Origin of the sequence: Mesorhizobium sp. M2E.F.Ca.ET.209.01.1.1 (assembly GCF_004010375.2) — a bacterium.
Classification (GTDB): Bacteria; Pseudomonadota; Alphaproteobacteria; order Rhizobiales; family Rhizobiaceae; genus Mesorhizobium.
The window spans coordinates 227638-251693 of sequence record NZ_SADP02000006.1 but is presented as its reverse complement, the minus strand read 5'-3'; the positions used below and the strand labels follow the sequence as shown (position 1 = coordinate 251693).

23 protein-coding genes are annotated in these 24056 nt (G+C 59.6%); 11 read left to right on the top strand and 12 right to left on the bottom strand.

The genetic code is table 11. The features are described from left to right. Nucleotides 1-53 precede the first annotated feature (53 nt). The 5 genes from EN852_RS14415 to EN852_RS14395 all read right to left on the bottom strand — a co-directional run bounded on the left by EN852_RS14415 (nt 54) and on the right by EN852_RS14395 (nt 5248). Nucleotides 54-542 carry a GNAT family N-acetyltransferase gene (locus EN852_RS14415; RefSeq protein WP_127875708.1) on the bottom strand — a complete coding sequence of 163 codons (489 nt, stop codon included), beginning with the start codon at nt 540-542 and terminating at the stop codon, nt 54-56. 56 nt (nt 543-598) lie between these two features. Then, entirely contained in the window at nt 599-1516 is a 918-nt protein-coding gene (locus EN852_RS14410) for a DMT family transporter (protein ID WP_189401888.1), read from the bottom strand. 18 nt (nt 1517-1534) lie between these two features. Continuing rightward, entirely contained in the window at nt 1535-2872 is a 1338-nt protein-coding gene (locus EN852_RS14405; protein ID WP_246694287.1) for an aspartate aminotransferase family protein, read from the bottom strand. Nucleotides 2873-2975: 103 nt separating this feature from the next. Beyond that, complete coding sequence (locus tag EN852_RS14400; protein ID WP_127868202.1) at nt 2976-4235, bottom strand: aminotransferase class I/II-fold pyridoxal phosphate-dependent enzyme; 1260 nt, start codon at nt 4233-4235, stop codon at nt 2976-2978. 311 nt (nt 4236-4546) lie between these two features. After that, nucleotides 4547-5248, bottom strand: a complete 702-nt coding sequence (locus tag EN852_RS14395; protein WP_127868201.1) for a response regulator transcription factor — start codon at nt 5246-5248, stop codon at nt 4547-4549. A gap of 332 nt (nt 5249-5580) precedes the next feature. On the opposite strand from EN852_RS14395, the gene EN852_RS14390 reads away from it, so the two are divergent. The 8 genes from EN852_RS14390 to nadC all read left to right on the top strand — a co-directional run bounded on the left by EN852_RS14390 (nt 5581) and on the right by nadC (nt 13042). After that, nucleotides 5581-5856: a hypothetical protein gene (locus EN852_RS14390; RefSeq protein WP_127868200.1), complete on the top strand. Its 276-nt coding sequence runs from the start codon at nt 5581-5583 to the stop codon at nt 5854-5856. Between the two features lie 172 nt (nt 5857-6028). Further along, entirely contained in the window at nt 6029-6748 is a 720-nt protein-coding gene (locus tag EN852_RS14385) for a LuxR family transcriptional regulator (RefSeq protein ID WP_127875709.1), read from the top strand. Nucleotides 6749-6837: 89 nt separating this feature from the next. Next, nucleotides 6838-7410, top strand: a complete 573-nt coding sequence (locus EN852_RS14380) for an acyl-homoserine-lactone synthase (protein ID WP_127868198.1) — start codon at nt 6838-6840, stop codon at nt 7408-7410. Nucleotides 7411-7450: 40 nt separating this feature from the next. After that, nucleotides 7451-8161, top strand: coding sequence for an autoinducer binding domain-containing protein (locus tag EN852_RS14375; protein WP_127868197.1), 711 nt, complete (start codon nt 7451-7453; stop codon nt 8159-8161). A gap of 470 nt (nt 8162-8631) precedes the next feature. Then, nucleotides 8632-9603, top strand: coding sequence for a hypothetical protein (locus tag EN852_RS14370; protein ID WP_127875710.1), 972 nt, complete (start codon nt 8632-8634; stop codon nt 9601-9603). A 66-nt stretch (nt 9604-9669) separates the two neighbouring features. Beyond that, nucleotides 9670-10644, top strand: a complete 975-nt coding sequence (nadA, locus tag EN852_RS14365; protein WP_127875711.1) for a quinolinate synthase NadA — start codon at nt 9670-9672, stop codon at nt 10642-10644. Beyond that, nucleotides 10641-12191 (top strand): L-aspartate oxidase, encoded by a 1551-nt coding sequence (locus EN852_RS14360; RefSeq protein WP_127875712.1) that lies wholly within the window; start codon nt 10641-10643, stop codon nt 12189-12191. Before nadA ends, EN852_RS14360 begins: the two co-directional genes overlap by 4 nt. 2 nt (nt 12192-12193) lie before the next feature. Further along, entirely contained in the window at nt 12194-13042 is an 849-nt protein-coding gene (nadC, locus tag EN852_RS14355; protein ID WP_127875713.1) for a carboxylating nicotinate-nucleotide diphosphorylase, read from the top strand. Between the two features lie 498 nt (nt 13043-13540). On the opposite strand, the gene EN852_RS14350 is transcribed toward nadC, so the two are convergent. The 3 genes from EN852_RS14350 to EN852_RS14340 all read right to left on the bottom strand — a co-directional run bounded on the left by EN852_RS14350 (nt 13541) and on the right by EN852_RS14340 (nt 16289). Next, the gene (locus tag EN852_RS14350; protein ID WP_127405068.1) at nt 13541-14251 is read right to left on the bottom strand and encodes an ABC transporter permease subunit; all 711 of its coding nucleotides are present in this window, start codon (nt 14249-14251) and stop codon (nt 13541-13543) included. A gap of 77 nt (nt 14252-14328) precedes the next feature. After that, nucleotides 14329-15225 carry an ABC transporter permease gene (locus EN852_RS14345; RefSeq protein ID WP_127875714.1) on the bottom strand — a complete coding sequence of 299 codons (897 nt, stop codon included), beginning with the start codon at nt 15223-15225 and terminating at the stop codon, nt 14329-14331. Further along, a complete protein-coding gene (locus tag EN852_RS14340; protein ID WP_246694286.1) occupies nt 15207-16289 on the bottom strand; it encodes an ABC transporter ATP-binding protein in 1083 nt (360 codons plus the stop codon). Before EN852_RS14340 ends, EN852_RS14345 begins: the two co-directional genes overlap by 19 nt. 588 nt (nt 16290-16877) lie before the next feature. Between EN852_RS14340 and EN852_RS14335 the strand changes: the two genes are divergently transcribed. The 3 genes from EN852_RS14335 to EN852_RS14325 all read left to right on the top strand — a co-directional run bounded on the left by EN852_RS14335 (nt 16878) and on the right by EN852_RS14325 (nt 19561). Continuing rightward, a complete protein-coding gene (locus EN852_RS14335; protein WP_189545930.1) occupies nt 16878-17921 on the top strand; it encodes an extracellular solute-binding protein in 1044 nt (347 codons plus the stop codon). A gap of 40 nt (nt 17922-17961) precedes the next feature. After that, nucleotides 17962-18663: an SGNH/GDSL hydrolase family protein gene (locus EN852_RS14330; protein WP_210238245.1), complete on the top strand. Its 702-nt coding sequence runs from the start codon at nt 17962-17964 to the stop codon at nt 18661-18663. Nucleotides 18664-18811: 148 nt separating this feature from the next. Continuing rightward, nucleotides 18812-19561 (top strand): FadR/GntR family transcriptional regulator, encoded by a 750-nt coding sequence (locus EN852_RS14325; protein WP_127875717.1) that lies wholly within the window; start codon nt 18812-18814, stop codon nt 19559-19561. Between the two features lie 9 nt (nt 19562-19570). Here EN852_RS14325 and EN852_RS14320 read toward each other — a convergent pair whose 3' ends face one another. The 4 genes from EN852_RS14320 to EN852_RS14305 all read right to left on the bottom strand — a co-directional run bounded on the left by EN852_RS14320 (nt 19571) and on the right by EN852_RS14305 (nt 24005). After that, nucleotides 19571-20608 carry a pyridoxal-phosphate dependent enzyme gene (locus EN852_RS14320; protein WP_127875718.1) on the bottom strand — a complete coding sequence of 346 codons (1038 nt, stop codon included), beginning with the start codon at nt 20606-20608 and terminating at the stop codon, nt 19571-19573. Nucleotides 20609-20675: 67 nt separating this feature from the next. Continuing rightward, nucleotides 20676-21674: a Gfo/Idh/MocA family oxidoreductase gene (locus EN852_RS14315; RefSeq protein ID WP_127875719.1), complete on the bottom strand. Its 999-nt coding sequence runs from the start codon at nt 21672-21674 to the stop codon at nt 20676-20678. A gap of 349 nt (nt 21675-22023) precedes the next feature. After that, nucleotides 22024-23115: an ABC transporter ATP-binding protein gene (locus EN852_RS14310; RefSeq protein ID WP_127868185.1), complete on the bottom strand. Its 1092-nt coding sequence runs from the start codon at nt 23113-23115 to the stop codon at nt 22024-22026. Between the two features lie 152 nt (nt 23116-23267). Then, nucleotides 23268-24005 (bottom strand): FadR/GntR family transcriptional regulator, encoded by a 738-nt coding sequence (locus EN852_RS14305; RefSeq protein WP_127875720.1) that lies wholly within the window; start codon nt 24003-24005, stop codon nt 23268-23270. Nucleotides 24006-24056 lie beyond the last annotated feature (51 nt).

Sequence of the window (24056 nt, the reverse complement as noted above, 5' to 3'; positions counted from 1 at the left end):
CCCTGCTGAGGGGCTTGACGCGAGCCGTTAGCTCGCATTTCTTCTCGATCGCGTTACGGGCTCCGGCGCGCCTGGTAAAAACCCTTCACGCGATCGCCGTATGGTCTGTCTTCGATATGTTTGAATCCGATCTTTTCGGCCGCGCGAACAGCGCGTTCGTTCTCGGGCCGGATCAGCGCGACCACCCGCTCCAGGCCAAGTTCCTCGAAGGCATAGCGCAGGATCTCCCCGCCGAGTTCGGGACCGATCCCGCGGCCAGCAGCGTGCCCGAACAAGCAAAGGCCGTACTCGACATCCGCCGTATCCTCGAAGCGGCGCAGGCCCGCGCGGCCCGCGAATTCGCTTCCTGCCCGCGAATTTCCTTTGAGGAACACGCCGAAGAAGCCAAAGCCGTTCTGCCGCCAAGCCTGGACATACTGGTCCAGCTTTTCCTCGGTGTTCTGGCGGGACGGAGGCTCGCCTGAAAACAGCGATCGTACGACCAACGGATCGGTGTGCAGGCGATGAACGTCTTCGAGGTCGGACTTGGCCAGCGGGCGCATAAAAAGTCGCGGCGTCTGAAGAGTAAGCACGATCGTTCTCCTCCGAAAGGCGCGTTTCACAATTTTCGGGAGATCAGCCCGCGAACGATGAAAACGCTCGCGATTATCGGCATCACGAGCATCATTTGGATTGGAGTTGGCCTTTCGCCGAGAAACCCGGCGCCGAAGGCGATACTCAAAGCAGGGACCAAGTAGTGGTGCGTGCTGGCAAAGGCTGGCCCACTCAACCTGATCAAGCGATAGTAAACGACGTACATCACGGCTGTGGACACGACGCCGAGTAGCAGCAGTGCGACAAGAGCCTGCGCTGTCGGGGTGATCGCCCAAGGGCGTTCGAAGGCGAGGCTCAGCGGCAGCAACATTGGAATTGCGCAGATCATGACCGCCGTTCCAGTCACAAGCGCATTTTTGTCCTGTAGTCGGGCCACCGCGCGACCGGACAGCGCATAGCTTGCAGCTGCTCCCAAAAGGGCCGCAAGCGGTGCGGCACTTCTGCTTGAATACAACGTCGATACCGCGGAAGGGCTCAAGAACCCGGCCAGGCTGATAAAGCCCAGCAACAGACCGAAGATGGTTGCTCGCGATGGCTTCTCACGAAGGGCAAGACAGGCGAGAAGCACCGCGAAGAGAGGCGTCGTGGCGACCAGGATCGCCATTTCGCTCACCGGCACGGTCATGGAGGCCCACGCGATCAGATAGAGAGGCAGAGCGTGGCCGAACAACGCGATCTGCGCGTATCTGGCCCAGGCATCGAAGCTTGCGGGAAGGGATTCTGCATGGCCGAACCTCAACCACACAAGCAGCACAGTTGCAGCGATCAGCAGCCTCGCCGTCGCAAGGGTCGCCGGGGGCACATCAAGAACCGCGATCTTGATGAGAATATAAGAGCCCGCCCACCAAATTGAGACGGCGGCGAGCAGGAGGTAGGCGAGGAGCGATAGCCGATCGTTCGCGACTGCAAAGGCGCCTTTCATGACAGTCATTCTCCTGCCTCACGCAACAGCGGCGGACGGTGTCGTGGCGGCCAGCTTGGCCAATGCTCGACCGAACCGCACGGCGAGCGTGGCGATCTCGGCCGTTGCCATTGGGGTTGAAAGAGCCCCAAGACCGATGCGCGATAGGAGAATCCCTTCGTCGCGGCAGAGTGAGATCAACCGCGAAAGGCGCTGTCTTTGCTGCCACGAATGATAGGCGCTAGCGTAGTCCTTTACTTCTCCGTCGCCAATGAACACGCAAAATAGGGAGCCGGCGCCAGTGACATGCCCTCCTATATCTGAGGCAGCCAGTGTTGCGCCAAGTTCCGATCGAACTTGCGCTCCAAGGGCGGTGAGCCGCTCGATCTCCAGCTCGGTCAGGGCGCGCATGGCGGCAGCGCCTGCAACCATGCTCAGTGGATTGGCGGTGAAGGTCCCGGCCTGGGAGACGGGCGGTTTGCCGCGGCTTGGATCAAAGACACGCATGGTTTCGGCTCGACCGGCAACAGCCCCGATTGGCAGTCCGCCGCCGACGATCTTGCCGAAAGTGCACAGGTCCGGTTCAATCCCGTAGGTGGCAATCGCGCCGCGATAGCTCAGCCGGAAGCTCAGAACTTCATCCGAGATCAGCAGAATTCCATGGCGACCAGTGAACTCTCGCAGGAAACGGAGATACGAGGGATCGACGGGCACCAGCCCCGCGCGCGATGGAAGGGGGTCGATGACAACGCAGGCCAGCGTCCGCTTGCGCCGCTCCAGCACCCGCTCAGTCGCAGCGACGTTGTTGAAAGGAATGACGACCACCTCGGCCAGGACTGAGGCCGGGGTTCCGTGGTTATACGCCTGGGCCTCTGCGGTCCCCGTTTGCCAGTCGGCAGGAACGGGATCGAAACTTGCTTCCACATAGTCGTAGTTGCCGTGATAGGCGCCTTCGCACTTTGCTATTTGCGGGCGCCCGGTGATGGCACGCGCGGCCTTGATGGCCATCATCACCGCTTCCGATCCTGTATTTGTGAAGCGCACCTGCTCGAAAAAGGGCACCCTTTCGCAAAGAATCTCGGCGAGATCGATCTCACTCTCGGTGGGATTAGCAAAACTCAGTCCCCGGCCGATTTGTGTGACCAGCGCCGAGTTCACGTCAGGGTGGTCATAGCCATGGATCAGGGCCGTGAAATTATTCTGGAAATCCAGATAGGCGTTGTCGTCGACATCTGTCACATAGGCTCCCTTTCCGGATTTCAGATAAAGCGGAAAGGGCGCCTCGTAGACGCTGCTGCGAGTGTTGCCTCCAGGCATGACCTTTTTCGCACGCTCATGGGCCAGGCGAGAGATCCTCATTTGCTCGTGGCTGGTCATGTTCCGAAACTCCGATAAGCCGCTTTGTCCAGATGCGACTTGATTGAGTGGGCACCTGGGCCCTACAGGCCGCGACGAAGCCGACCTGATTGCCGCGTAGGCATCAGGCCGCCGTCAGTGCTTCTTGCTCATAGCAAGCGATCTTGGCGCAGAGCTGCCCGAGGTCCGAAAGCTCGTGACTTGCCGTCAGGCAGATGCGTATGCCTGACCGGCCCTGAGCAACCGTAGGAAAGAACGTCACGGATGTGTAAAAGCCTTCGTCGAGCAGGCGCTCCGCGAATTTGATGGCCGCGAATTCGTCACCCACCTTGATCATGCGGATCGGCAGCAGGGCGCCGCGCTGGTCAGTCTCGATGTGCTTGTCGAAAAAGGCAATCCGATCGGCCAAGCGTTCCTGGCGAAGCTTGAGCTCGGCTGTTTGGTGAATCTTCGCCGATGCGAGGGCGGCGCCAACGGCCGCGACATTCGGTGAAGCAGAGAATGCATGAGGAAGGGAGTAGTAGCGAAACAGCACTTCCTGATGCTTTGTTCCCAGCATGAGCATGCCGCCAGAAGCGCCGAAACCCTTGCCGAGCGAAGCCGCAACGATCGTGCGCTCGCCAAGGTCAGGGGGCAATTGCGAGCGCACAAAGCCTTCGCCGTTGTCACCAAAGATCGAAATGCCGTGCGCATCGTCGATGTAGAGAAAGAGACCATACTTGTCCTGCAACCTCAGAAGTTCTTTGATCGGCGCAAAGCCGCCCATCGAATAAACACCATCGCACACATAGGCGACGACCGGATGCTTCCGGCAAATCTGCTCCAAGGCATCGAGGTCGCTGTGAGGAATAGTCTCGACCTGGGTCTCTTGCGCCACGACCGGCCTGTGAAAGGCGAGCGAGGCATGGGCCAGACGGTCGAAAACCATCACTGGTTTCTGTCCTTCCGTCAGATGTCCAGAGGCAATGATCGGCAGTGCGCCCATGTTGGCAACCATAACCGTTGAATACGCAATGACGCGTGCGCCAAAGAGTTGGGAGAGGGTGCCCTCAAGATCGCCTATGAGCCCAAAATTCAACCGAGTGCGCGCACAGGACCAGTGAAGCGAGCCATATTCTTCGACTGCCGTGATGGCGCCGGCAACGATAGCCGGATGATTGTCGAGGCCAAGGTAGGAACAGCGCACATAGTCTGTGATCGTATTGCCTCGGCGGTCTCCTGCCGTGAGTGAGACGGTCCTTCCCAGTCCGCAGCGCCCGTAGACGGCCATCAGGCCGCGGCGGTGAGCCTCCTCGAAAAACGTTCGAGTCCGGTCGATGACCGAGGCAGTGTTGCGGAAGCGAGCAGCGCGGCCAGCCCTTGCTGGAGATTCTGCTGCCGACATCTGAACCTCCTTTCGCGAATAAAGGATCGAGCAGATGTGGCACATAAGCCCATCCTTCTTTCGCGGGTAAGCATCTTCCAAAAGAGAGGATGGATATAAAGAAGAACATTGTGCTTGCGGGTGAATTGTTGTTAATTTCTTTTGACAAGCAAGTTAATAATCAAACCAACCTTCACAGTTCTGTAACAAGATGGGGCGGAACTCGCATCCGGATCCGGCTGACCACGCCGGCGAGGGACAATCAGCTTTGTGGTAAGTTCACGGCATGCCGCAAGTGGTGGAGATGTTGGTGCAGGCAACAGTTCTGCCGATCAGGAATTGTCCGTATCATCAAGCATGTAGCCGGCGGATCGGACCGTTCGGATCGAGATTCCCGTCCGGAGCTTGTGCAGCGACTTGCGTAGACGACTGACATGTACGTCCACCGTGCGGTCGTCGACATGGATGTTTTTTGGCCAAGCGATCGCGATTAGGTCCTGGCGGCTGAAAACCTGGCGCGGATTTTCGAGCAGGTGCCGTAGCATGCGGAATTCAATCGCCCCTAGTTGGAATTCCCTATCGCCACTTCGCGCGCGCAAACTGTCGGGCCGCAGTTCTATGTTGCCGAAGCCAAGAACGTGGTGGCCGTGAATATTGCTGCGCGCGCCTGTCGTCCGCTTAGATCGCAAGGAAGCTAACAGCTTCGCTGGTACCAGAGGCCGGACGAGGCTATCGTCAACACCTGCCTTCAAAAGTTCGATATGCTGGTCTTCCGCGCCTGGTGCAATCAGCGCGACAAGCAGGGCAGCTCGAGTTGTCGGCTCCTGCTTCAGCTGGGCACACAGCGTGGCGATCGGGAGGCCGCCGGGACGACAGTCCAGGATGACTACGGCGGGAGATATTTCCCTCGCCCGTTCCACCGCATCCTCGACGTTGCCCGCGAGCAGGGCCTTGTATCCTTCCAAGCCAAGAATGTATTCGAGGATGATGTAGAGTTCTGCGTCTTGCGAGCAGATAATTGCCACTGGCTCCATCGGCAGCTCTGCTCCCGGTCGAAGGCGAGCCGAAATACGAGATCGCGCGCGGTCGTTCTCCTCTCGCCGCAATGCCAGCACCCGCTGGATTCCGACCTCGAAGGTGACACAATCAACGCTGACCGCTATCGCAATCGATCCTAGCGAAATAGGTAGTAGAATTACTACCTTGCCCAGAGCCGCTCAACGCGCACCTTGACCGCAAGACCAGGGACGGCACGAATGTGTCCGGGCAGATGCCCGAGACCGTGGCTCACTTCTGTGGGTGATCAACGTCCGGTCTAATGGCTTCGTCAGCCCCGCGCCGGACGCAACCCGCGGGAGATTTTGGCGTGGAACAACATGATAACGAAGACATACTGGCTGGCGGAAATCGCTTAACACTATGGCATTTTGCAAATCCTTCGGAGGCTGCTGACGCCGCAGTCGCCCTTTACGGTTCAGGGGCATCGCTCGCAGCTGCGTCCGCAGCCTTCACTGCCCGCTATGCCGGCCGCGAAGATGATTTTCGGTTTTGGTTCACTGTGTTTTCGCAACTGAGGCGCAGTGATAGAAAAGAACCGCCAGCACGGAAAACCTTGCCGGACGAACAGAAGCCGTCCGGCTGATAGCACATTTGAAGGTCAAGCGAGAGCGCTGCTAGGCTGAATTTGCGGCAGTGCTAATATCTCTGCCTGGGCTTGTTTTGTAGCTTCCGATGATTGAAAACGGTTTCAATAGCCTCAATGCATCATTAAACTCTGACCGTGTCCGTGGCATTCACGCGAAAGGAAGCGCCGGATGAATACCATGCACATACTTCAGGACGCCTTACAGTTGGCAAATGCCCCAACCGTCGGGGCGCTCATCGGACTCTATCGCGCCGCTATCCGCCAGTTCGGGTTTAGCCACTTCATCGTCACGGGATTGCCAAGCCACGGCCAGCGCTTCGAAAATCTGGTCCTTGAACGGTTCTGGCCCGAAGACTGGATGTCCCACTATCTATCGCGCGACTACATCAAGCGCAATCCGGTTGCGATGGCCTCCCTTGTCCTTAGGACGCCCTTCACCTGGAAAGAGGCCAGTATGCGCGCCAGCGCGTTGGGATCCGCTGGCGATCGCATCATGAGGGAAGGGGCCGATGCCGGCCTGAAGGACGGCGTATGTATTCCCATTCCCGTCCGCAACGCGCTCGCCGGCTGCATTTCGCTTGCCGGCGAGACGCCTATCACGCGCAAGGAGGCCCTAGAATCCGTGAATGTCCTGTCGCTTACTTTCGCGAGCAGGCTTCAATTGCTCGTCGACCGTAGCCGTCCCAAAGGCCTGACGCTCTCTGATCGGGAACGCGAGGTGCTAACCTGGGTGGCGGAGGGCAAAACAGCGTGGGAGATCTCGCAGATACTCGGCATATCCGACTCCACGGTGAACAAGCATATTGCTGGGGCTATGCGGAAGACTGGCTCCGTCACGCGCACGCAGGCCGTCGCAAAAGCTATGAGCTCGATGGAGATCGCCGGCTGAAGGATGCCGCGCGTCAATGGCTAAAGATGGCAATAGCCGGCGCGAGTTCCTCCTAAGAATGTCGCTCCAAAGAGGAGTGGCCGCATTTCATGATTCGTCTCATCACCGGTAGCGCTGACCCTCGCCACCAAGATCTTCTGGAGGAACACTACAGGTTGCGTCACGACATTTTTGTCGGCGAGCGCGGGTGGGCGGCGCTTGCCCGACCCGACGGGCGCGAGGTGGACGGCTATGATACACCCGAGGCAGTTTATGTGCTCGCCCTCGAGGATGACCATGTGGTCGGAGGGTACAGGTTTCTGCCGACGAGTGCCCCTCATCTTCTCCAAGATCGTTATTCGCACCTGGTCGATGGACCGGTACCGCATGGGCGTGAGATCCATGAATGGTCCCGATTTTTCATAAGAAGGGATCGTCGCGGAGGGAAGCTCTTCCGGCAGTTGATGAGCTCAGTTCCCAGCGTGTGCAGGCTTCTGGGCATATCGAGACTAACAAGCGTGATAGAGCCTGATTGGCTGACGCGGTTCGATGCCGCGAGTTTTCGCTATGGACTGCTCGGGTCGTTTGTCCAGGTGGCCGGCATGCAACTCGCCGCGGTGCAGATTGACATCGAACAAGCTCCCGAGCCGGGCCACGCAATCGGCTGGAATACGACGATTTAGGTAGGGACAAGATAGAGTCAGGCTAAACAGGGGTGCCTCGTTGGACGAACAAGTTCACGCTTTGATCGACGCCATCGATCTTGCTCGCGACGAACGCGCGGTGCGAAACGCTCTGAAGAAGTTTGTAGTGGATTGTGGCTTTGAGCGGTACGCATATCTCCATTCCGGTCTGACTGGCGCCGGGGTATCGAGCGATTATCCACCCGAATGGCGAGAGACCTATTTTCGCAAACGGTACTCCAGCATCGATCCCGTGGTGACGAAAGCGAAACGACTCAATGCACCTTTCTCTTGGTCGACCGAGGATCTACATCCAAGGCGACGATCGCCGGAAGAGCGGCGTTTCGTTTCAGAGGCGACCGACTTTGGTATTCGGTCAGGACTGACAATTCCCCTGCAAGTGAGTTTTGGAACCGTGGCGATGCTCACCTTGGCGTCCTCCCGTCAGTCCACTGAAATCTCGCCCCTACAAGACAGTCACCGGACAGCGACGGCGGTGGCTTTCGTCCACATCAAGCTGAGCATACTAAGCGCGGCTGAGTGTGAGAGGACGGAAACGCGGCTAACAACGCAGGAGGCTGCATGCCTCACGTGGTCGTCTCTGGGAAAATATATGCCGGAGATTGCTGCCATTCTCGGAATAGAGCACAGAACCGTGCAATATCATCTCGACAATGTGCGAGAAAAGCTCGGGGCGATAAACCTGCCACACGCTGTCCGTATTGCAATGGTTCGCAAGCTCCTCAATTGAATGACCAGTGCAAATGGTAACGCTAACTGTCAATCGAATAACGCACAAGTGTACCGGACCGGTCACCGCAAGTTCCATAATGTTTGTTATGCAATTTCCGCTCGTAGCAACTATATAGAGATGTGACACTTGAGCAATTTATAGATGCGACAGTCCGCGACTTCACATCTCAGACGGCTTGCCAACACGAAACTGAAAGGGAGGCTGACGACCTCGCAACGCCGGCGTGGACCGAGCGTATTGCACCCGTCGGATCTGGTGCGCGATCGCTACCGGTACTTCGGCCCCACGCTTGCCCGCGAGAAGCTGCTTGAATGGCACCAGTCGCGGTCAGCACCGAGACGTTGCTAGGCACCGGCTGCGGCCGATGAAGACCGATCCAGGGCCGTTGACCGCGCCCCGGTCGCAGTCCACCTTCGTGTCGAACCGATTCAACTTCTCGACCAGTGCTGACTGACGCGCGGGAGATCATGCAGGACCAGGCAGCGACAGGCAGCAAGGCTAAGCGTTCGAGCAAGGCCCACAATGCTAGCGTGGACTTGATCGCTGTCGTTGTGGCGATGACCGAGCATCGCCCAAGCGTCCTTGCCGTTGGGGCTGGCGATGCCTTGCCGTCGGGTCCCTTCGAGCATGGCCATCGCTCGCTGCAGTCCGGGTTGCGAGGATGGGTGGAACATCAGACCGGCCACCAGCTCGGCTACATCGAGCAACTCTACACGTTTGCCGACCGTGACCGGATCGGTGAAGAGCGCCAACAGCGAGTGATCTCGATCAGCTATCTCGCCCTAACGCGCGCAGAGCACGCCGCCGGCCCGGGCAAGCGCGCCTGGCGGAGCTGGTACGATTATTTCCCCTGGGAAGACCACCGTTCCGACATCCCCTCGATGGTCGCCGATATTCTGCAGCCACGGCTGCTGGCTTGGGCGGACGGCGTTGGCCAAGACCATATCAGGCGCGAGCGTCGGCAGCGGGCCGCAATCGCCTTTGGCTTTGACGGCCGTCACTGGAACGAGGAACTCGTCCTGCAACGCTACGAACTTCTCTACGAGGCAGGTCTGATCGAGGAGGCGACGCGCGGGTCGGAGCGAAGGGCACCGCCGCCACCGGTACCCGGCGCGACGATGATAGCCGACCATCGTCGCATCCTGGCAACGGCGATCGCGCGGCTGCGCTCCAAGATCAAATACCGGCCGGTGGTGTTCGAATTGATGCCGCCGGTCTTCACCCTCCTCCAGTTGCAGCGCACCGTGGAAGCGCTCTCCGGAAGGCTGGTCCACAAGCCGAACTTCCGGCGCCTCATCGAGCAGCAGGAACTGGTCGAGGAGACAGGCGAGACGACTGCCGACACTGTCGGGCGGCCGGCGAAGCTCTTTCGCTTCCGCCACGCCGTTCTCGACGAACGGGTTGCCGCAGGGACGAAACTGCCACTATCGCGCGCTTGACAGTTCTTATTCTCATAATAAGAATATGTGCCGATTATACTCACTTAGAGAATAAGTGGAGCGCCGATGCCTACTTCGCCTTCGACCGCCGCATCCCTCTACGATCGCGTTCGGCGAGTGATCCCGCCGATCGAATGGCCGGCCTTCACCGACGACATCGACGCCATCCTGGCGCTCAAGCGCGAGCGCAACGCCGTCATCCTGGCGCACAACTACCAGACGCCCGAGATCTTCCATTGCGTGGCCGACATCGTTGGCGACAGCCTGGCGCTCGCCCGCAAGGCGATGTCGGTCGATGCGGACGTCATCGTGCTGGCGGGTGTGCATTTCATGGCCGAGACGGCGAAGCTCCTCAATCCCGGCAAGACCGTGCTCATTCCGGATCTTGCCGCTGGTTGCTCCCTTGCCGACTCGATCACGGCTGCGGATGTGCGGCTGATGCGGCAGCGCTATCCCGCCGTTCCGGTCGTGACCTACGTCAACACCTCAGCCGCCGTGAAGGCCGAGTCCGACATCTGCTGCACCTCGGGCAATGCGCTTCAAGTGGTGGAATCGCTCGGCGCGCCGCGGGTGATCATGCTGCCGGACGAGTACCTGGCGAAGAACATCGCGGCGCAGACGAAGGTCGAGATCATCGCCTGGAAGGGGCATTGCGAAGTGCATGAGCGCTTCAGCCCCGCCGATATACGCGAGCTGCGCGAGGCGCATCCCGGCGTCACCGTGCTTGCCCATCCCGAGTGCCCGCCGGAGGTTGTCGCGGAGGCGGATTTCGCCGGCTCGACCGCGGCGATGTCGGACTATGTCGGCCGGCACAAGCCGGCGCGGGTCGTGCTGATGACCGAATGCTCAATGAGCGACAACGTCGCCGTCGAGCATCCTGAGGTCGACTTCGTGCGCCCCTGCAATCTCTGCCCGCACATGAAGCGCATCACGCTCGCCAACATCCGCGCGGCACTCGAGGAGAACCGCCACATCGTGACCATCGATCCTGATGTCGCCGAGCGAGCGCGCCACACGGTGGAGCGGATGCTCGCCGTATGACCATGCAAAACCTCCACGGCCGGCCGGTCATCACCGGCGGCGGCATCGCGGGGCTGATGACAGCGCTGCATCTCGCTCCGGAGCCGGTCGTTCTCATCTCCAAATCCTCGTTTGGACAAGAAGCCTCCAGCATGCTAGCCCAGGGTGGGGTTGCGGCGAGCCTCGGCAGCGATGACAGTCCGGACCTGCACCTGGCCGACACGCTCGCGGCCGGCGACGGGCTTTGCGATGAGAAGGCAGTGCGGCGCGTCGTCGAGTCGGCGCCGCATGCGATCGAGCATCTCGCGCGCCTGGGCGTTGCTTTCGACCGTGCTTCCGACGGCACGTTGCTGCTCGGACTCGAAGCCGCGCACTCACGCCGGCGGATCGTTCATGCCGGCGGCGATGCCACCGGCCGTGAACTGGTCCGCGCGCTCGCCGACGCCGTGTGGCGGACGCCTTCGATCACCGTCCTCGAGGGCGTCGAGGTGCGGCGCCTGATCGTCGAGGACGGTGAAATCGCCGGCGTGCTTGCCGTCGGAAACGGCGACGCAATGACGCTCTCTACACGAAGCGTGGTGCTTGCGACCGGCGGCATAGGCGGCCTGTTCGACCATACGACGAACCCGCTCGGCTCGTTCGGGCAGGGCCTGGCGCTTGCCGCACGTGCCGGCGCGAAGCTTGCCGATCTCGAATTCGTGCAGTTCCACCCGACCGCGCTCGTTGGTCCGCGGCGCCCGATGCCGTTGATAAGCGAAGCGGTGCGCGGCGAAGGCGCGGTTCTTGTCGACGAGCGCGGCAGGCGCTTCCTCGCCGATACACCAGGGGGAGAACTCGCGCCGCGCGACGTGGCGGCGCGCGGCGTGTGGCGTGAGCTTCGCGCCGGGCATCGCGTGTTTCTCGACGCACGGCGGTGTCTCGGGCCGAGGTTCGCCCAGCGCTTCCCCGCGATCGCATCGCTCTGCCGCGAGGCCGGCATCGACCCCGCAGTGGACCCGATCCCCGTGTGTCCCGCGGCTCACTACCATATGGGCGGGGTGGCCGTGGACGCGGAAGGCCGCAGCTCGCTGCGCGGCCTGTGGGCCTGTGGCGAGGTCGCCCGGACCGGGCTGCACGGCGCTAACCGTCTCGCAAGCAACTCGCTCGTTGAAGCAGTGGTGTGCGCTGCCTCGGTCGCAGCAAGCGTCGCCGCCTCGCCTACCGCGAACAGACGGCTGAAGCCGCCTATCGTGCCGCGGCGACCGGACGGCTCGCGCATCCGACCGATCGTTTCGCACGCGCTCGGCATTGAGCGCGACGGACAAATGCTGCGCGAAGCTGCAAAGGCCTTGGCGCCGATTGTCGCCGGTCGCGATGCCGCTTCGGATCCTGCGCTGGTCGCGCTGATGATCACGATCGCCGCCCTTCGCCGCGAGGAGAGCCGGGGCTCGCACTTCCGGATCGATTTTCCCTGGCGCGATGCTCGGTCACGATCGCTGCGGTTGACCATGGACGAGACGCTCGAAGCAGCGGCGATCCTTTCCGACACAATACCCGACACCGCAACGCTGCTCGACAGGAGGGCTTGACCATGGCGCTGACGCCTTTGCCGCACGTGATGGTCGAGCCGCTGGTGCGAGCCGCCCTGCTCGAGGATCTTGGCCGCGCCGGCGACCTCACCACCGAAGCGATCGTTCCTCCGGACGCCACTGCGATGATGGTGCTTGCCGCAAGACAGCCAGGCGTGATTGCCGGCCTCACTGTCGCCGCCCTCGCCTTCGAGCTGATCGATCCACGAACCGAAGTCACCATAATCCACGCCGACGGCAGCGGCGTCTCCGCGGGAGACATCATAGCGTCGGTGCGCGGACCTGCCCGCGCGCTGCTCACGGCCGAGCGGACGGCGCTCAACCTGCTCTGTCATCTGAGCGGCGTCTCGACACAAACCGCGGCGATCGTCGATGCTGTGCGCGGCCACAAGGCCAAGATCGTGTGCACGCGAAAGACCACACCCGGTCTGCGTGCCCTGGAGAAATACGCCGTGCGCGCCGGTGGCGGCGGCAATCACCGCTTCGGCCTCGATGACGCCGCTCTCATTAAGGACAACCACATAGCGATCGCCGGCGACATCCGCACCGCCATCGAGCGCGCCCGGGCGGCCGCAGGCCACATGGTCAAGATCGAGGTCGAGGTCGACACGCTTGCACAGCTCGATGTCGCGCTGACGGTGGGCGTCGACGCCGTGCTGCTGGACAACATGTCCATCGAGCAGCTGACCGAGGCCGTGGCGATGGTTGACGGCCGCGCGATCACCGAGGCGTCCGGCCGGGTGACCGTGCAGACGGCACCTGCGATCGCCGCGACCGGCGTCGATCTGATCTCGGTCGGCTGGATCACTCACAGCGCGCCGATCCTGGATATCGGGCTGGATTGCCGGTAGCGAAAGGCAGTCAGTCGGGCAGATCGACATTGATCAGTGGCCATCGCGTACCGGCGCCCGCGGCTTCACCCTGTCGGCAAAGTCAGAGCCGCGGTCGTGCGCAAGGCAAGGTATTCGTCGCGATTGCCCGCCATATCGTCGCCCTAGCGGCGGTATTGCTCGGGATAAGCCGTGCACAGCTGGAATCTGTGGTGCCGGCACCGCGCCGTTGGCGAACACCTCGTCGGGTAACGTCCCGCGTATTTCAGGTTCAAATAGATCCGGCGCCACCTTCACTATGGTGACGTGGGACCAGGAGCACGGCTCCACAAGGTCCCTGACGTTCCAGACGGCTGCTCGCCGGTTCTGCCGCATCCTGCCTTGCTAATCTGCCCGCGTTTGAAAGCTCTGGACCAATTGGAACTGGTTTAATGAGCGAACGTGAGCTGGACCGCATCGACGTCCTGTCGAGGTCATTGAGCGGAGAATGACCAGCGTCGCAGTGGCAACCCTTCGTTTCTACGCGACTGCCTTGGAGCGCGCGGGGACAAAAAGCCTAATGAGGAAGAGGCTCAATACCGTGCTGACGGCGAGGATGTAGACGACCAGCGCGCTGATCGAGGGCGAGAAGCCAAGGCGCATCATGCCCCAAAGCCGAACTGGGAAAGTGCTTTGGCCACCGGTCAGAAGCAGAGTGACCATGGTCTCGTCGAACGATAACGCAAAGCATAGGACGAATGACGCCATCAGAGCCGGTCTGAGATTGGGTAGCACAACCCACCAGAAAGTCTGAAGCCGGCTGGCACCCAGATCGAGCGACGCCTCGACCAGAGAGGCGCCCATTTCACGCAGCCGCGTCACGATGGTCCGATAGGCGATCGCCAGCAAGATCGTGACATGGCCAACCAAGACAGTCAAAAGCGACCTCGGCACGTCGGCCTCTCGAAAAGAGATCAGGAGCGCGAGCCCTGTAATGATAGGAGGCATTACAAACGGGAGGAAGATCAGGAACTCAATGAACTTTCTGCCCAAGCCAGTTCCTGGTGCGCAGTAAAGAGCAATTCCGGTGCTGATCGCCAACGCGATCGTGGAAGCGACAAACCCGACGATCAGTGTCAACTTCAGGGCATCGACAATGTCGCCATTGATGCTCTCGAACGCCACGATCGAGACCTGATCCCATTGGAACACGCCGCCTCGGATCGGCACGAAGGCGGTAACGATGGCCATGAGAATCGGCCCGTAAAGGACAGCCAAGATCAGCGCTGTCACTGCGCAAAGGACGACAACCGTGGAGCTTGCGGACTTCAAAATGTCACCTTTCCAGGTGGACGGATGCGAGTAGCCAATGCCAGAGCAACTGTGACAATCATCATCATGAAAATTGAGAGAGCGGCACCGAACGGCCAGTTGAAGCCGAGACCGAACTGACTGAAGATGATGCGGCCAAGTGTGAATCCGTTGGGCCCCCCAACCAGTTCCGGGGTGATGAAATCACCGATCGCCAGCACAAACGTGAATGTCAGCGAAACTGCCACCCCCGACAGGCTCAATGGAAATATCACCGTCCAGAAAATGCGCGTGCGACTGGCACCCAGGTCGGCGGCCGCTTCGACCAAGCTTGCCGGAATGCGATCAAGGGACAGGAAAATCGGAAAAACGGCAAACGGCAGCAACACCGAGGTCAATGTCAAGAAGACCCCGTAGTAGCTTAGCGTGAAGAATTCGAGCGGTTGGGAGACAAGGCCCGAGGCCATCAGGAAATGGTTGATGACGCCATTTGTGCCAAGCAGATTGCGAACTGTATAGATCTTGATGACGTAGCTCATCAACAAAGGCACAGCAACCGCCACCATTAAAAGAGAGCGCCGCGTCGGGCCAAGAATCTTCATCAAATAGGCGGCCGGAAAACCGACCAGAGTGCATACAAGGGCTGTCGCAATGCCTATTACGAGGGTCCTTCCAATGACCATGCGGACGGTAGAGTCCGCCAAAATCCGAACGTAGTTCGACAGGTTGAAGTCGATAACGACGGCGGAGGCCTCAACGCGTCCGAAGCTGACGACGAAGAAAATACAAAATGGCCCCAGGATCAAAGCGATCGGCAAGACATAGGCGATGACAACGAGGCTATTGATTAGCCGCGCCTCTCGGGCGGATCCCAGCTCTGGAGTTTTCCTGGAGTTCACTTGCGGATGACCCACGTCTCTTTGCCCTTCCACGAGACTGTCACGCCGGCGCCTATTTTAAACGGCGCAGCCAATTGGCTGCTGAGTTGTTTAACGTGCAGGGTCGCACCGGGCGACTTGGTCGATTCAACTTCTACAAGCGACAACGGCCCGACGAAGGAAACTGATTTGACGTGCCCGGCCGGTGCGGATCCGTTTGCTCCGAGAAGCTCAACGTTCTCGGGTCTCACCGCAAGCGTCACCGTCTCGCCGGCGTTGAAATGCATCCCTTGATCGCCCCGAGCCACTGCCATCCCAAAAGGCGTCTCCACAGCGACGCCATCGCCGTTGACTGTCTTCACCTGCGCGTCAACGAGATTGTTGTCACCGAAGAAATCCGCGACATAGCGATTGCAAGGTCTATAGTAGACCTCTTCCGGCCGGCCGACCTGCACAACCTCCCCGTGATCCATGACGCAAATGCGATCGGCCAGACTGATGGCCTCTTCCTGGTCGTGGGTGATGAACAGGAATGAGGTTTGGATTTCGCGCTGAATGGATTTCAGGAACGTCTGCATCTGGTGGCGAAGGCCGGCGTCCAACGCGGCGAGCGGCTCGTCCAGCAGGACCAATCGCGGCTTGCAAATAAGGGCGCGCGCCAAGGCCACTCGTTGCCGCTGTCCGCCAGACATCTGCGCAGGATAGCGCGACCCGAGCTGGCCCAGCCCTACCAGGTCTAGCGTCTGCGCAACCAGCTTCTTGATCTCGTCGGCGGCCAGCCCTTTGACCCGGAGCCCATAGCCGACATTGGCAGCAACCGTCATGTGCGGGAAAAGGGCATAGTCCTGGAAGACAGTGTTGAACGGCCTGCGATTGACCGGGATGCCGTTAATCCGCGATCCGTTGAGAAGGATGTCCCCGCTTGTTGGTTCGACAAATCCGCCAATCATGCGAAGGATTGTCGTTTTGCCGGAGCCCGAGGGTCCCACTACCACAAGAAACTCGTTTTGGCCGATGTCAAGGTTGACATTGCGCAAGACCGTGTGGCTGCCATAGATCTTGCCGATATCTCTCATTTCGATAAGAGGCTGGTCGCTCATAAGCATTTCCCAATTAGCCGGTTAGGCTCCGCAACCCGTTATCCTGGCGGATCGCGTCGGCGATGCCACCGCCGCCAATCATGAGCCGCACCTATACTAAATTGCATGCAGAACGCAATACTGCAAATTCGCTTTGCGCACCCCGGGATCGTGCCGTTAAAACGCTATCGCGCCGGCACCGCCAAGCCCCGAAAGAAGCTTGCTCATCGCAATTGACAGAGGCTTCGCGACCACCAGGTTTCCGCCGCTGAGCTGGCCTTTTCTGGCGCTTGCCAAATTTTGGATTGCGTGGTTGCCGACGGGGGCTGTTCACGAAAAATTGCGAGATCCGCAAATGAAGGCCTAGCTCAAAAAACCACCGCCACCCCTTGACTCTTCGGATTGCAGACTGAATGCTGCATGCACTACGAAGCCGACCCGTTCGCAAGACGTGGGGAGCTAGATTGCCGAGCAAAAGCAAAGCCGCTCGGCGGGAGAACCTTTGACAACGAACATCCTTCGCCGAGAAGAACCAGAACCGCGCTCGGACAAAAATGCGGCAGCCTCAAGTGATCAACGATGTGGGAACACCTTCCAGAGGAGATGAGAATGTACAAAAAGTTGTTTGGCGAAATCGGGAAGCTGCTGGCGGTATCGTCCGTCCTTGCACTTGCCATTGCCGGACCGGCAAACGCCGGGGGCAAGCTACGCATCCTGACGTGGGACGGTTACGCCGACAAGGAATGGGTCGCGCAGTTCGAGAAGGACAACAACGCGATCGTTGAAGTGGTTTTTGCAGGGTCCAACGACGAGATGTGGGCCAAGATCCAGGGTAGCCAAGGCAAGGACTTTGACATCTTTGCGACAGCTGCAGCTGGCATGCAGAGATACTACGAAGCGGGACTGCTCCAGCCGATCGATCTGTCCAAGATCCCGAATCATGCCGGTCAATTGCCCCAGTTCCAGGATCTTTCCAAGATCGCCGGCGCGGTTCACGACGGCAAGACCTATCTTATTCCCTATGCCTTCAGCCCGATGACGCTGATCTATGACCCCGCAAAGGTGAATCCGGCGCCCACCTCGTGGTCGGTGATGTGGGATCCTCAGTACAAAGGCAAGGTGCTGCTCTATGACGACGGCGAAAGTGCGTTCGCCACAGCGGCAATCATGAACGGCGTGCAGACGCCTTTTCATCTGACTGATCAGCAGTTTAAGGATGCCATGCCGAAGCTGGTAGACCTGAAGCATAACTCCGCGAGCTTCTACACGTTCGTGCAGGATTCGGTTCAGTTGGCGCAGAACAATGATGCGCCGATCATTTTCGGTGCTTATGCGGATCAGCAGATTAAGGCCCTCGCAGCCGGCGGCCTGAACTATAAGCAAGCTTATCCAAAGGAAGGCGTCATCGCCTGGGTGGATACATGGGCGGTTACGAGCGGGGCCAAGGGCGACTCCTATGATCTGGCTTTGAAGTGGATCAACTTCGTAATCAGCAAGAAGATCGCCGCAGAGCTAACGGAGAAATCCGGCTACGCGAATTCGGTCACGTCCACTGATACCATACCGGCGGGCACCAAGATCTTCTGGATGCAGCCGGACGAAGATCCCACCAAGCGCACTGACCTTTGGAACCAAGTCAAGGCGACGCCATGACATCGGCTGGTCGCATCGCGTGATGCGACGGGCTCGTCATGTGAAAACTGCCGCCGCAGCAAATGGTCCGACATCGATGACAAAATTGAGGCGCATTCTGTGCTACGGCGACAGCAACACCCATGGCTCTGCCCCAGCCAAGAGTTGGTTCGACAGTCAGCGATTTGATGAGACGGCACGCTGGACAGGCGTTCTGGCGGAAGCCTTGGGAAAGGGCTTCCGCATAATCGAGGAGGGCCTTCCCGGTCGAACGACAACTCTTGATGATCCTATCGAAGGCGCCTCGCGCAACGGACTTACCTACCTCAAGCCATGCATCGATACCCACCGTCCGTTGGACGCAATCGTGTTGATGCTCGGCACCAACGATCTGAAGACACGCTTCAGCCTTACTTCGGAAGACATCGCTCGGGGTTTGGTCGCGTTGATCGAGCTGATCTTGTCCGGCAAATCGGGTCCCGGAGGATCCGATCCACACATCTTGGTCATCGCTCCGGCCCCAATCGAGGAAGTCGGATTCCTCGGCGAGATTTTTTCTGGCGGAGGCATCAAATCGGGCCAACTGGCTGGAAAATACAAGGATGTCGCATCCCATTTCGGCGCCGACTATCTGAACGCCGCGCAGTTCATTAGCGTCAGTCCGGTGGATGGTATCCACCTGGAGGTCCAACAACATGCTGTTCTCGGAAAAGCGGTAGCCGACAAACTGCTGACAATGTTTGGCGCGGGGACGGTGCTCTAGTTTCGATTGCGGAAGATGGCGGCCGTCGATCGCCAGCATCCGCTGATTTGCCGCGGACGACGTCCGGCCCGATGCTCACGTTATGGATTTTCCGTGTTTGCTTGAGTAGATTTGTAAGACAACTGCGAGAATCACGCGGATTTTGCGAATGGGTGCTCCAAATGATGAGCGCATCAAGCTCTCGAAGCGCGTCTATGACGGTTTGCGTCGTCAGATCGACGAGGGTGAGTGGCGCGAAGGCACACGCATGCCTACGGAGACCGAACTGGCGGCAAGCTTCGGTGTTTCACGCCCCGTCGTGCGCGAGGCCCTGGTGCAGCTGCGCAGCGAGGGGATCATCGACTCCCGTCGCGGTTCAGGCAGCGTGGTCATTGCCGCCAACGGGGCACCTAGGCGAAGTTACAGCCCTATCGAGAATGTTGCCGACCTTATCAGCGCGTTCGAGTTCCGATTGACGATTGAGTGCGATGCTGCGGCATTCACCGCGTTGCGGGGCAAACCGCAGGATCTGGCTGAAATTATCTCCGCGCATGAGAAGTTCAAAAGCGATCTGAGCGAGAGTGATTTCGGTGATCTTGACCTGGCATTCCACATCGCGATTGCCAAGGGCACTGGGAACAAGCTCTTCGAAGCGACGCTGTCGATGCTCAATCCCCAGATACTTTTGGGTATGCGCCTGGTGGGCGAATTCTCGCTGATCGGCAGCACCACAAGAGCTCAGACCGTTTATCGCGAACACGCCTTGATCGTCGATGCAATCAAGTCGGGTGACGCGCAAGCGGCTTTTGACGCGATGCGGAACCATCTGCTTCAGTCGCGCCATCGTATCCTGGGATTTGATGTCCCACCGAATTGGCAAAGGCTGGGGCCGGCCAACACCAGCTCGTCAGCTTCGTGACGGTCATATCTAGGTACAAGCCAGAATGGCGTCGGCGTAGGAAAAAATGGCTGGCAGTCCGCCTGTATGGATGAACACCACGCGGTCCTTCGCCGTCAGAAGGCCAGACCTTATATCGCCAAGCAAGCCGGAGAGCCCTTTTCCTGAGTACACCGGGTCGACAAGGATACCCTCGGTTCGGGCCAGCAAGGCAGACGCCTCTTGGCCATCCGCCGAGGGGAGGCCGTAGCCGGCACCCACCCAATCGGTGGAGTTGCTGATTTCTTCCACTGGGACCGACAAATCGAACCCGAGGATACGCGCCGCCGCTTCGCACTGACCGGCAATCGCGGAAGGAAACTCATAGGCCTCGTTGCGGCTGTCCATCGGGTTGATGCCGCGGATTTGAGTGGAATGCCCAAGCAGCATTGCCGCCGCCTGCAAGCCGGCCTGCGTGCTTCCCTGAGAGGTCGCATAGATGTGAGTGGGCTGCGCTTCGTCCAGTGCTTCGAACTGAGAAGATATCTCCAGATACGCATTGACATAGGCGACCGCCGCCAAGCTCAGCGCGGATTGCGATCCCATACCGAGGATAGCCGGGTTTCGGCCTTCGCGTTTCAGTCTTGCCGCCATATCTTCCTTGGCCTGCTTCAGCGAAGCCGTTGCGTCCACGGGCACGATCTTGGCACCGAAAAGTCTGGCGATAAGCTGATTGCCTTGAACATGATCGTAGTGGGCGTCCTTGCGAGGCATCAGGATACAGTCTAGGCCAAGCCGCGCAGCAGCTGCGGCGAGTTGGCGCGATTGATTTGATTGAGACGCGGCGCCCTGGATCACCACGTCGACCCCGCGACTAACCGCGTCACCGAGTATGAATTCATGTTGCCGGACCTTGTTGCCGCCGAAGGCGACACCGGTGCAGTCATCCCTTTTGATCCAGATCTTCGGTCCTTCGAGCCGCTTTGTCAGCGTGGGGCAGTAGTCGATGGGCGTCGGAAGATGCGCCAGCCGCACACGCGGGAGCGCTGCGAGCGCAGAGCTCAGTTCGGCCTTTGAAACAATCGTCATTCGGATTGTATCCTTTGGATGATGCTCCCGGCGCGATCCGGTGGCGCGATCCGCATACGTGACGCGGTCAGATTTCGATTACTCGACCTGTTGTGGACGCGGTCCGCGCGGCAAGTGCAAATCGAAGCGATGCGAGACCGTCCTCGCCGGAGACAAGCGGGCGGCCGACGCCCCTGACGGCATCGGCAAAGGCGGCTATGACACGGGGGTAGGCGTTTTCATGCTCGATCGGAATTTCTTGGCGGTTGCCTTGCACGCTTAGCTCCAGCCTGCCGCCGGGCCGCTGCAACAGCACGTCATCGGCAAAGACAGAAGCCTTGGTGCCGTGCAATTCGAGGGTTGTTCGCGCATGCTCGATCGCGAAGCTCTCCGTGATCTGAACTGTGAGGCCAGACGCCGTTTGGGCTATCGTGGCTACGCCATCTTCAATCCCTTTGGCAGAGATGCCGTTGTTGGAAGTAAAAGCAGCAACACGCACAAATTTCTCACCCAGTATGAAGTGCAGGGTATCCGCGTCATGAACGGTCAGGTCAAAGAAAACGCCTGCTCCGGCCGAAGCGCTATCGGTGCGCCATCCGCGATTGTGCTGGGGCAGCAGAACGCCGAACATGGCGCGAACCGCGACAAGGTCGCCGAGCACGCCACTTTCGACAAGTTCACGTAGCTTGCGGTGGCTATTCATGCCGCGCAAATGATGGTTGATCGCCAAGACAAGATTTTTGTGTTTTGCCAACGAAACCATTTCCCGGGCGTCTTGTTCGGTCATGGCCATCGGCTTCTCACCCAACACATGCTTGCCAGCATTGAGCGCCGCTATGGCGGCGCGCGCGTGCTTTTCGTTGGTGTTGGAGATGTAGACCGCATCGACACCGGCCGAGAGCAGCTCCTCAAGCGACTCGCAGGTAAGCGGGATGTCATTGGTCCGGGCATATTCGCTCACACGTGCCGCGTTGCTGCCCTGGACGGCAACCACTTCGTTTCCTGGTGTCGCCCTGATCGCCGGGATGATCCACTCAGCGGCTATGCGGCTTGCGCCGACAAGTCCCCATCGAAGTTGCTTTGTCATTGCACGGTTCCTGATGAACGAGGATGGATGTCAGCCGATCGCCTACGCGCACGGCTTGGGCTGCTAATCGTCAATGCGGGATCGACAGCAGCTGAAGGCGAAAAGAAGGATCCGCCAGCAGCATGGAGGCTTTGGAAGTGGTGCGCTTTGCGCATGCTCAATACGGGCACAAAACCTTCGGGCTGGCTGGCCGGCACAGTTGCGCCTTGGCGCCAGACACCTGTAACGCCGATCGCGTGGGCAGGTGCCGATGGGCACCCGGTGCCGCGCATGATTTGCCGCCATGGTGACAGGGCGACGGATGCGTCTCCAAGCCAGGAAGCTGCCATGCAGATATCGGCATCCAGGCTCATTGAAGGCGCTCGCCGGACCCGCTGTCGAAGACGCTGATCCGTGACGTATCGACACGCAGCCGCGCCCTGCCGCTCTGGCTCACATGCCCTGCCCGCAGCAGGGCCAACTGTTCCACGCCGGAATGCTGAAACAAAATGACATCGTCTGATCCCGTCGGCTCAATGAGATTGACGTCGGCCTCGATGTCGACGGTCTTCTCGCTCGCGGCGTTACCCTCTGCCAGGCCATAGTGCTCCGGACGAATTCCGACCGTGACCCTGCGACCATCCTGGCGCAAGGCCGAGGCGAATTCCTGCGGGACCGGCAGGATTGTTCCTGACCCCTCCAGCACCACCCTCCCCCCCTTGCTGACCGCGGGCAAAAGGTTGATGCGCGGGCTGCCGATGAAAGTTGCAACAAAGAGATTGGCAGGTCGATTGTAGACCTCGCCTGGGGTTCCCAGTTGCTGAACGACACCTTTGTCCAGGATGGCGATGCGGTTTGCCAGCGTCATGGCCTCGATCTGGTCATGTGTCACATAGACGGTGGTTCGACCCATCCGGTGGTGCAGCTTCTTCAGCTCGGTCCGCATTTCGACACGCAGAAGAGCATCGAGGTTCGATAGTGGTTCGTCGAAAAGGAAAAGGCTTGGCTCTCGCACCAATGCGCGGCCAATTGCTACCCGCTGCCGCTGCCCGCCAGACAATTGCCCTGGCTTTCGATCAAGCAAATGGCTGATTTGGAGCAGGTTGGCGACGTCGGAGACTGCCTTGTCACGTTCCGGCTTCGGCAGTTTTCGCATTTCCAGCGGAAAAGCGATGTTCTGCCTGACGGTCATCGAGGGATAAAGCGCATAGGACTGGAACACCATCGCGATGTCGCGGTGCTGACAGGGCACTTCGTTGAGGACGCGCTCCCCAAGGCGGATTTCGCCAGCGTTGATTCTATGAAGGCCGGCGATTGCATGGAGCAACGTCGACTTGCCACATCCTGATGGTCCGAGAAGAACGAGAAATTCGCCGGATGCGACGTCAATGTTGATGTTTTTCAAGACGCACAGGTTGGGGCCATAATATTTGTAAACACTATCGATGGACAACGAAGACATAAACTAACCTCTCACAGGGCCGCCGGACCGGGCGGCGACCGAAATCGCGCTGGAAAACGCGGGCTGGGTGCACAGATCTGCGATCGAGGGGGCGCTACGCCCGAGCGATCGCGGTCGGCAAGAACGCAAGTGCGGCGGACCGAGGGGCCGCTTCAATTCTGCCCCCTTCGGATCGACGGTCCGGTGCCCAATGTGGGTTGCCAATCACTTGCAATTTCGAAGCCGAGGATCCTGCGTCGTGAGTTCATGAGATGCCGACCCATTGCCAACTGGGCTTTGTCGGCATCTCGAGCTTCAACGGCGTCGACGATCACCTCGTGTTCTTCGAAGATCGCCTCGGACCGGGTAGCCGCTTGTTGTTGAGAGAATTCTCCTACGAGCCGCATCCCGAAGACGATCTGCGTGCGCAGCATGCTGAGCGTGGTCTCATACATTGCGTTTCGACTTGCTCGGGACAGCGCCAGATGGAACCCGAAATCGGCATCGCCGAAGGTCTCCTCGTTCGACTGTTTCCTGACGACGGCGGAGGCAATGCGAATTTCCTCCAACTCCTCGTCGGTCCGCCTCAGCGCCGCGAAAGCAGCCACATCGCATTCCACGGAGAATCGAAATTCAAACGCCTGGATGAGGTCGGCTATGTTCTCGATTGGCCTGTAGCCACCCGAGTCCAGGCCATTTTTGCCGATCACAAAGTTCCCGGATCCTTTGCGCGATCCGATCAAGCCTTCCATTCTGAGCCTGATCAAAGCCTCCCGGACGACGGGCCGCGAGACGCCATAGTTCTTCGCAAGCTCGGTCTCCGGAGGTATCCGCGTGCCCTCTGGCCACTCACCGCCTTCGACGAATTGCCGAAGAGCGGAATAGACCTGGTCTGCCAGTTTGAGCTTCATCGCTCTGCCGGGGCTTGGCGTTTGCACATATTTGTAATCTGTCAGCTAATT

Bases quoted from the DNA above. Each gene is read 5' to 3' on its own strand.
- EN852_RS14415 (WP_127875708.1), bottom strand. From the start codon at position 542: ATGCGCCCGCTGGCCAAGTCCGACCTCGAAGACGTTCATCGCCTGCAC.
- EN852_RS14410 (WP_189401888.1), bottom strand. From the start codon at position 1,516: ATGAAAGGCGCCTTTGCAGTCGCGAACGATCGGCTATCGCTCCTCGCC.
- EN852_RS14405 (WP_246694287.1), bottom strand. From the start codon at position 2,872: ATGACCAGCCACGAGCAAATGAGGATCTCTCGCCTGGCCCATGAGCGT.
- EN852_RS14400 (WP_127868202.1), bottom strand. From the start codon at position 4,235: ATGTCGGCAGCAGAATCTCCAGCAAGGGCTGGCCGCGCTGCTCGCTTC.
- EN852_RS14395 (WP_127868201.1), bottom strand. From the start codon at position 5,248: ATGGAGCCAGTGGCAATTATCTGCTCGCAAGACGCAGAACTCTACATC.
- EN852_RS14385 (WP_127875709.1), top strand. From the start codon at position 6,029: ATGAATACCATGCACATACTTCAGGACGCCTTACAGTTGGCAAATGCC.
- EN852_RS14380 (WP_127868198.1), top strand. From the start codon at position 6,838: ATGATTCGTCTCATCACCGGTAGCGCTGACCCTCGCCACCAAGATCTT.
- EN852_RS14370 (WP_127875710.1), top strand. From the start codon at position 8,632: ATGCAGGACCAGGCAGCGACAGGCAGCAAGGCTAAGCGTTCGAGCAAG.
- nadA (WP_127875711.1), top strand. From the start codon at position 9,670: ATGCCTACTTCGCCTTCGACCGCCGCATCCCTCTACGATCGCGTTCGG.
- EN852_RS14360 (WP_127875712.1), top strand. From the start codon at position 10,641: ATGACCATGCAAAACCTCCACGGCCGGCCGGTCATCACCGGCGGCGGC.
- nadC (WP_127875713.1), top strand. From the start codon at position 12,194: ATGGCGCTGACGCCTTTGCCGCACGTGATGGTCGAGCCGCTGGTGCGA.
- EN852_RS14350 (WP_127405068.1), bottom strand. From the start codon at position 14,251: ATGGCCATCGTTACCGCCTTCGTGCCGATCCGAGGCGGCGTGTTCCAA.
- EN852_RS14340 (WP_246694286.1), bottom strand. From the start codon at position 16,289: ATGAGCGACCAGCCTCTTATCGAAATGAGAGATATCGGCAAGATCTAT.
- EN852_RS14335 (WP_189545930.1), top strand. From the start codon at position 16,878: ATGTACAAAAAGTTGTTTGGCGAAATCGGGAAGCTGCTGGCGGTATCG.
- EN852_RS14325 (WP_127875717.1), top strand. From the start codon at position 18,812: ATGGGTGCTCCAAATGATGAGCGCATCAAGCTCTCGAAGCGCGTCTAT.
- EN852_RS14320 (WP_127875718.1), bottom strand. From the start codon at position 20,608: ATGACGATTGTTTCAAAGGCCGAACTGAGCTCTGCGCTCGCAGCGCTC.
- EN852_RS14315 (WP_127875719.1), bottom strand. From the start codon at position 21,674: ATGACAAAGCAACTTCGATGGGGACTTGTCGGCGCAAGCCGCATAGCC.
- EN852_RS14310 (WP_127868185.1), bottom strand. From the start codon at position 23,115: ATGTCTTCGTTGTCCATCGATAGTGTTTACAAATATTATGGCCCCAAC.
- EN852_RS14305 (WP_127875720.1), bottom strand. From the start codon at position 24,005: ATGAAGCTCAAACTGGCAGACCAGGTCTATTCCGCTCTTCGGCAATTC.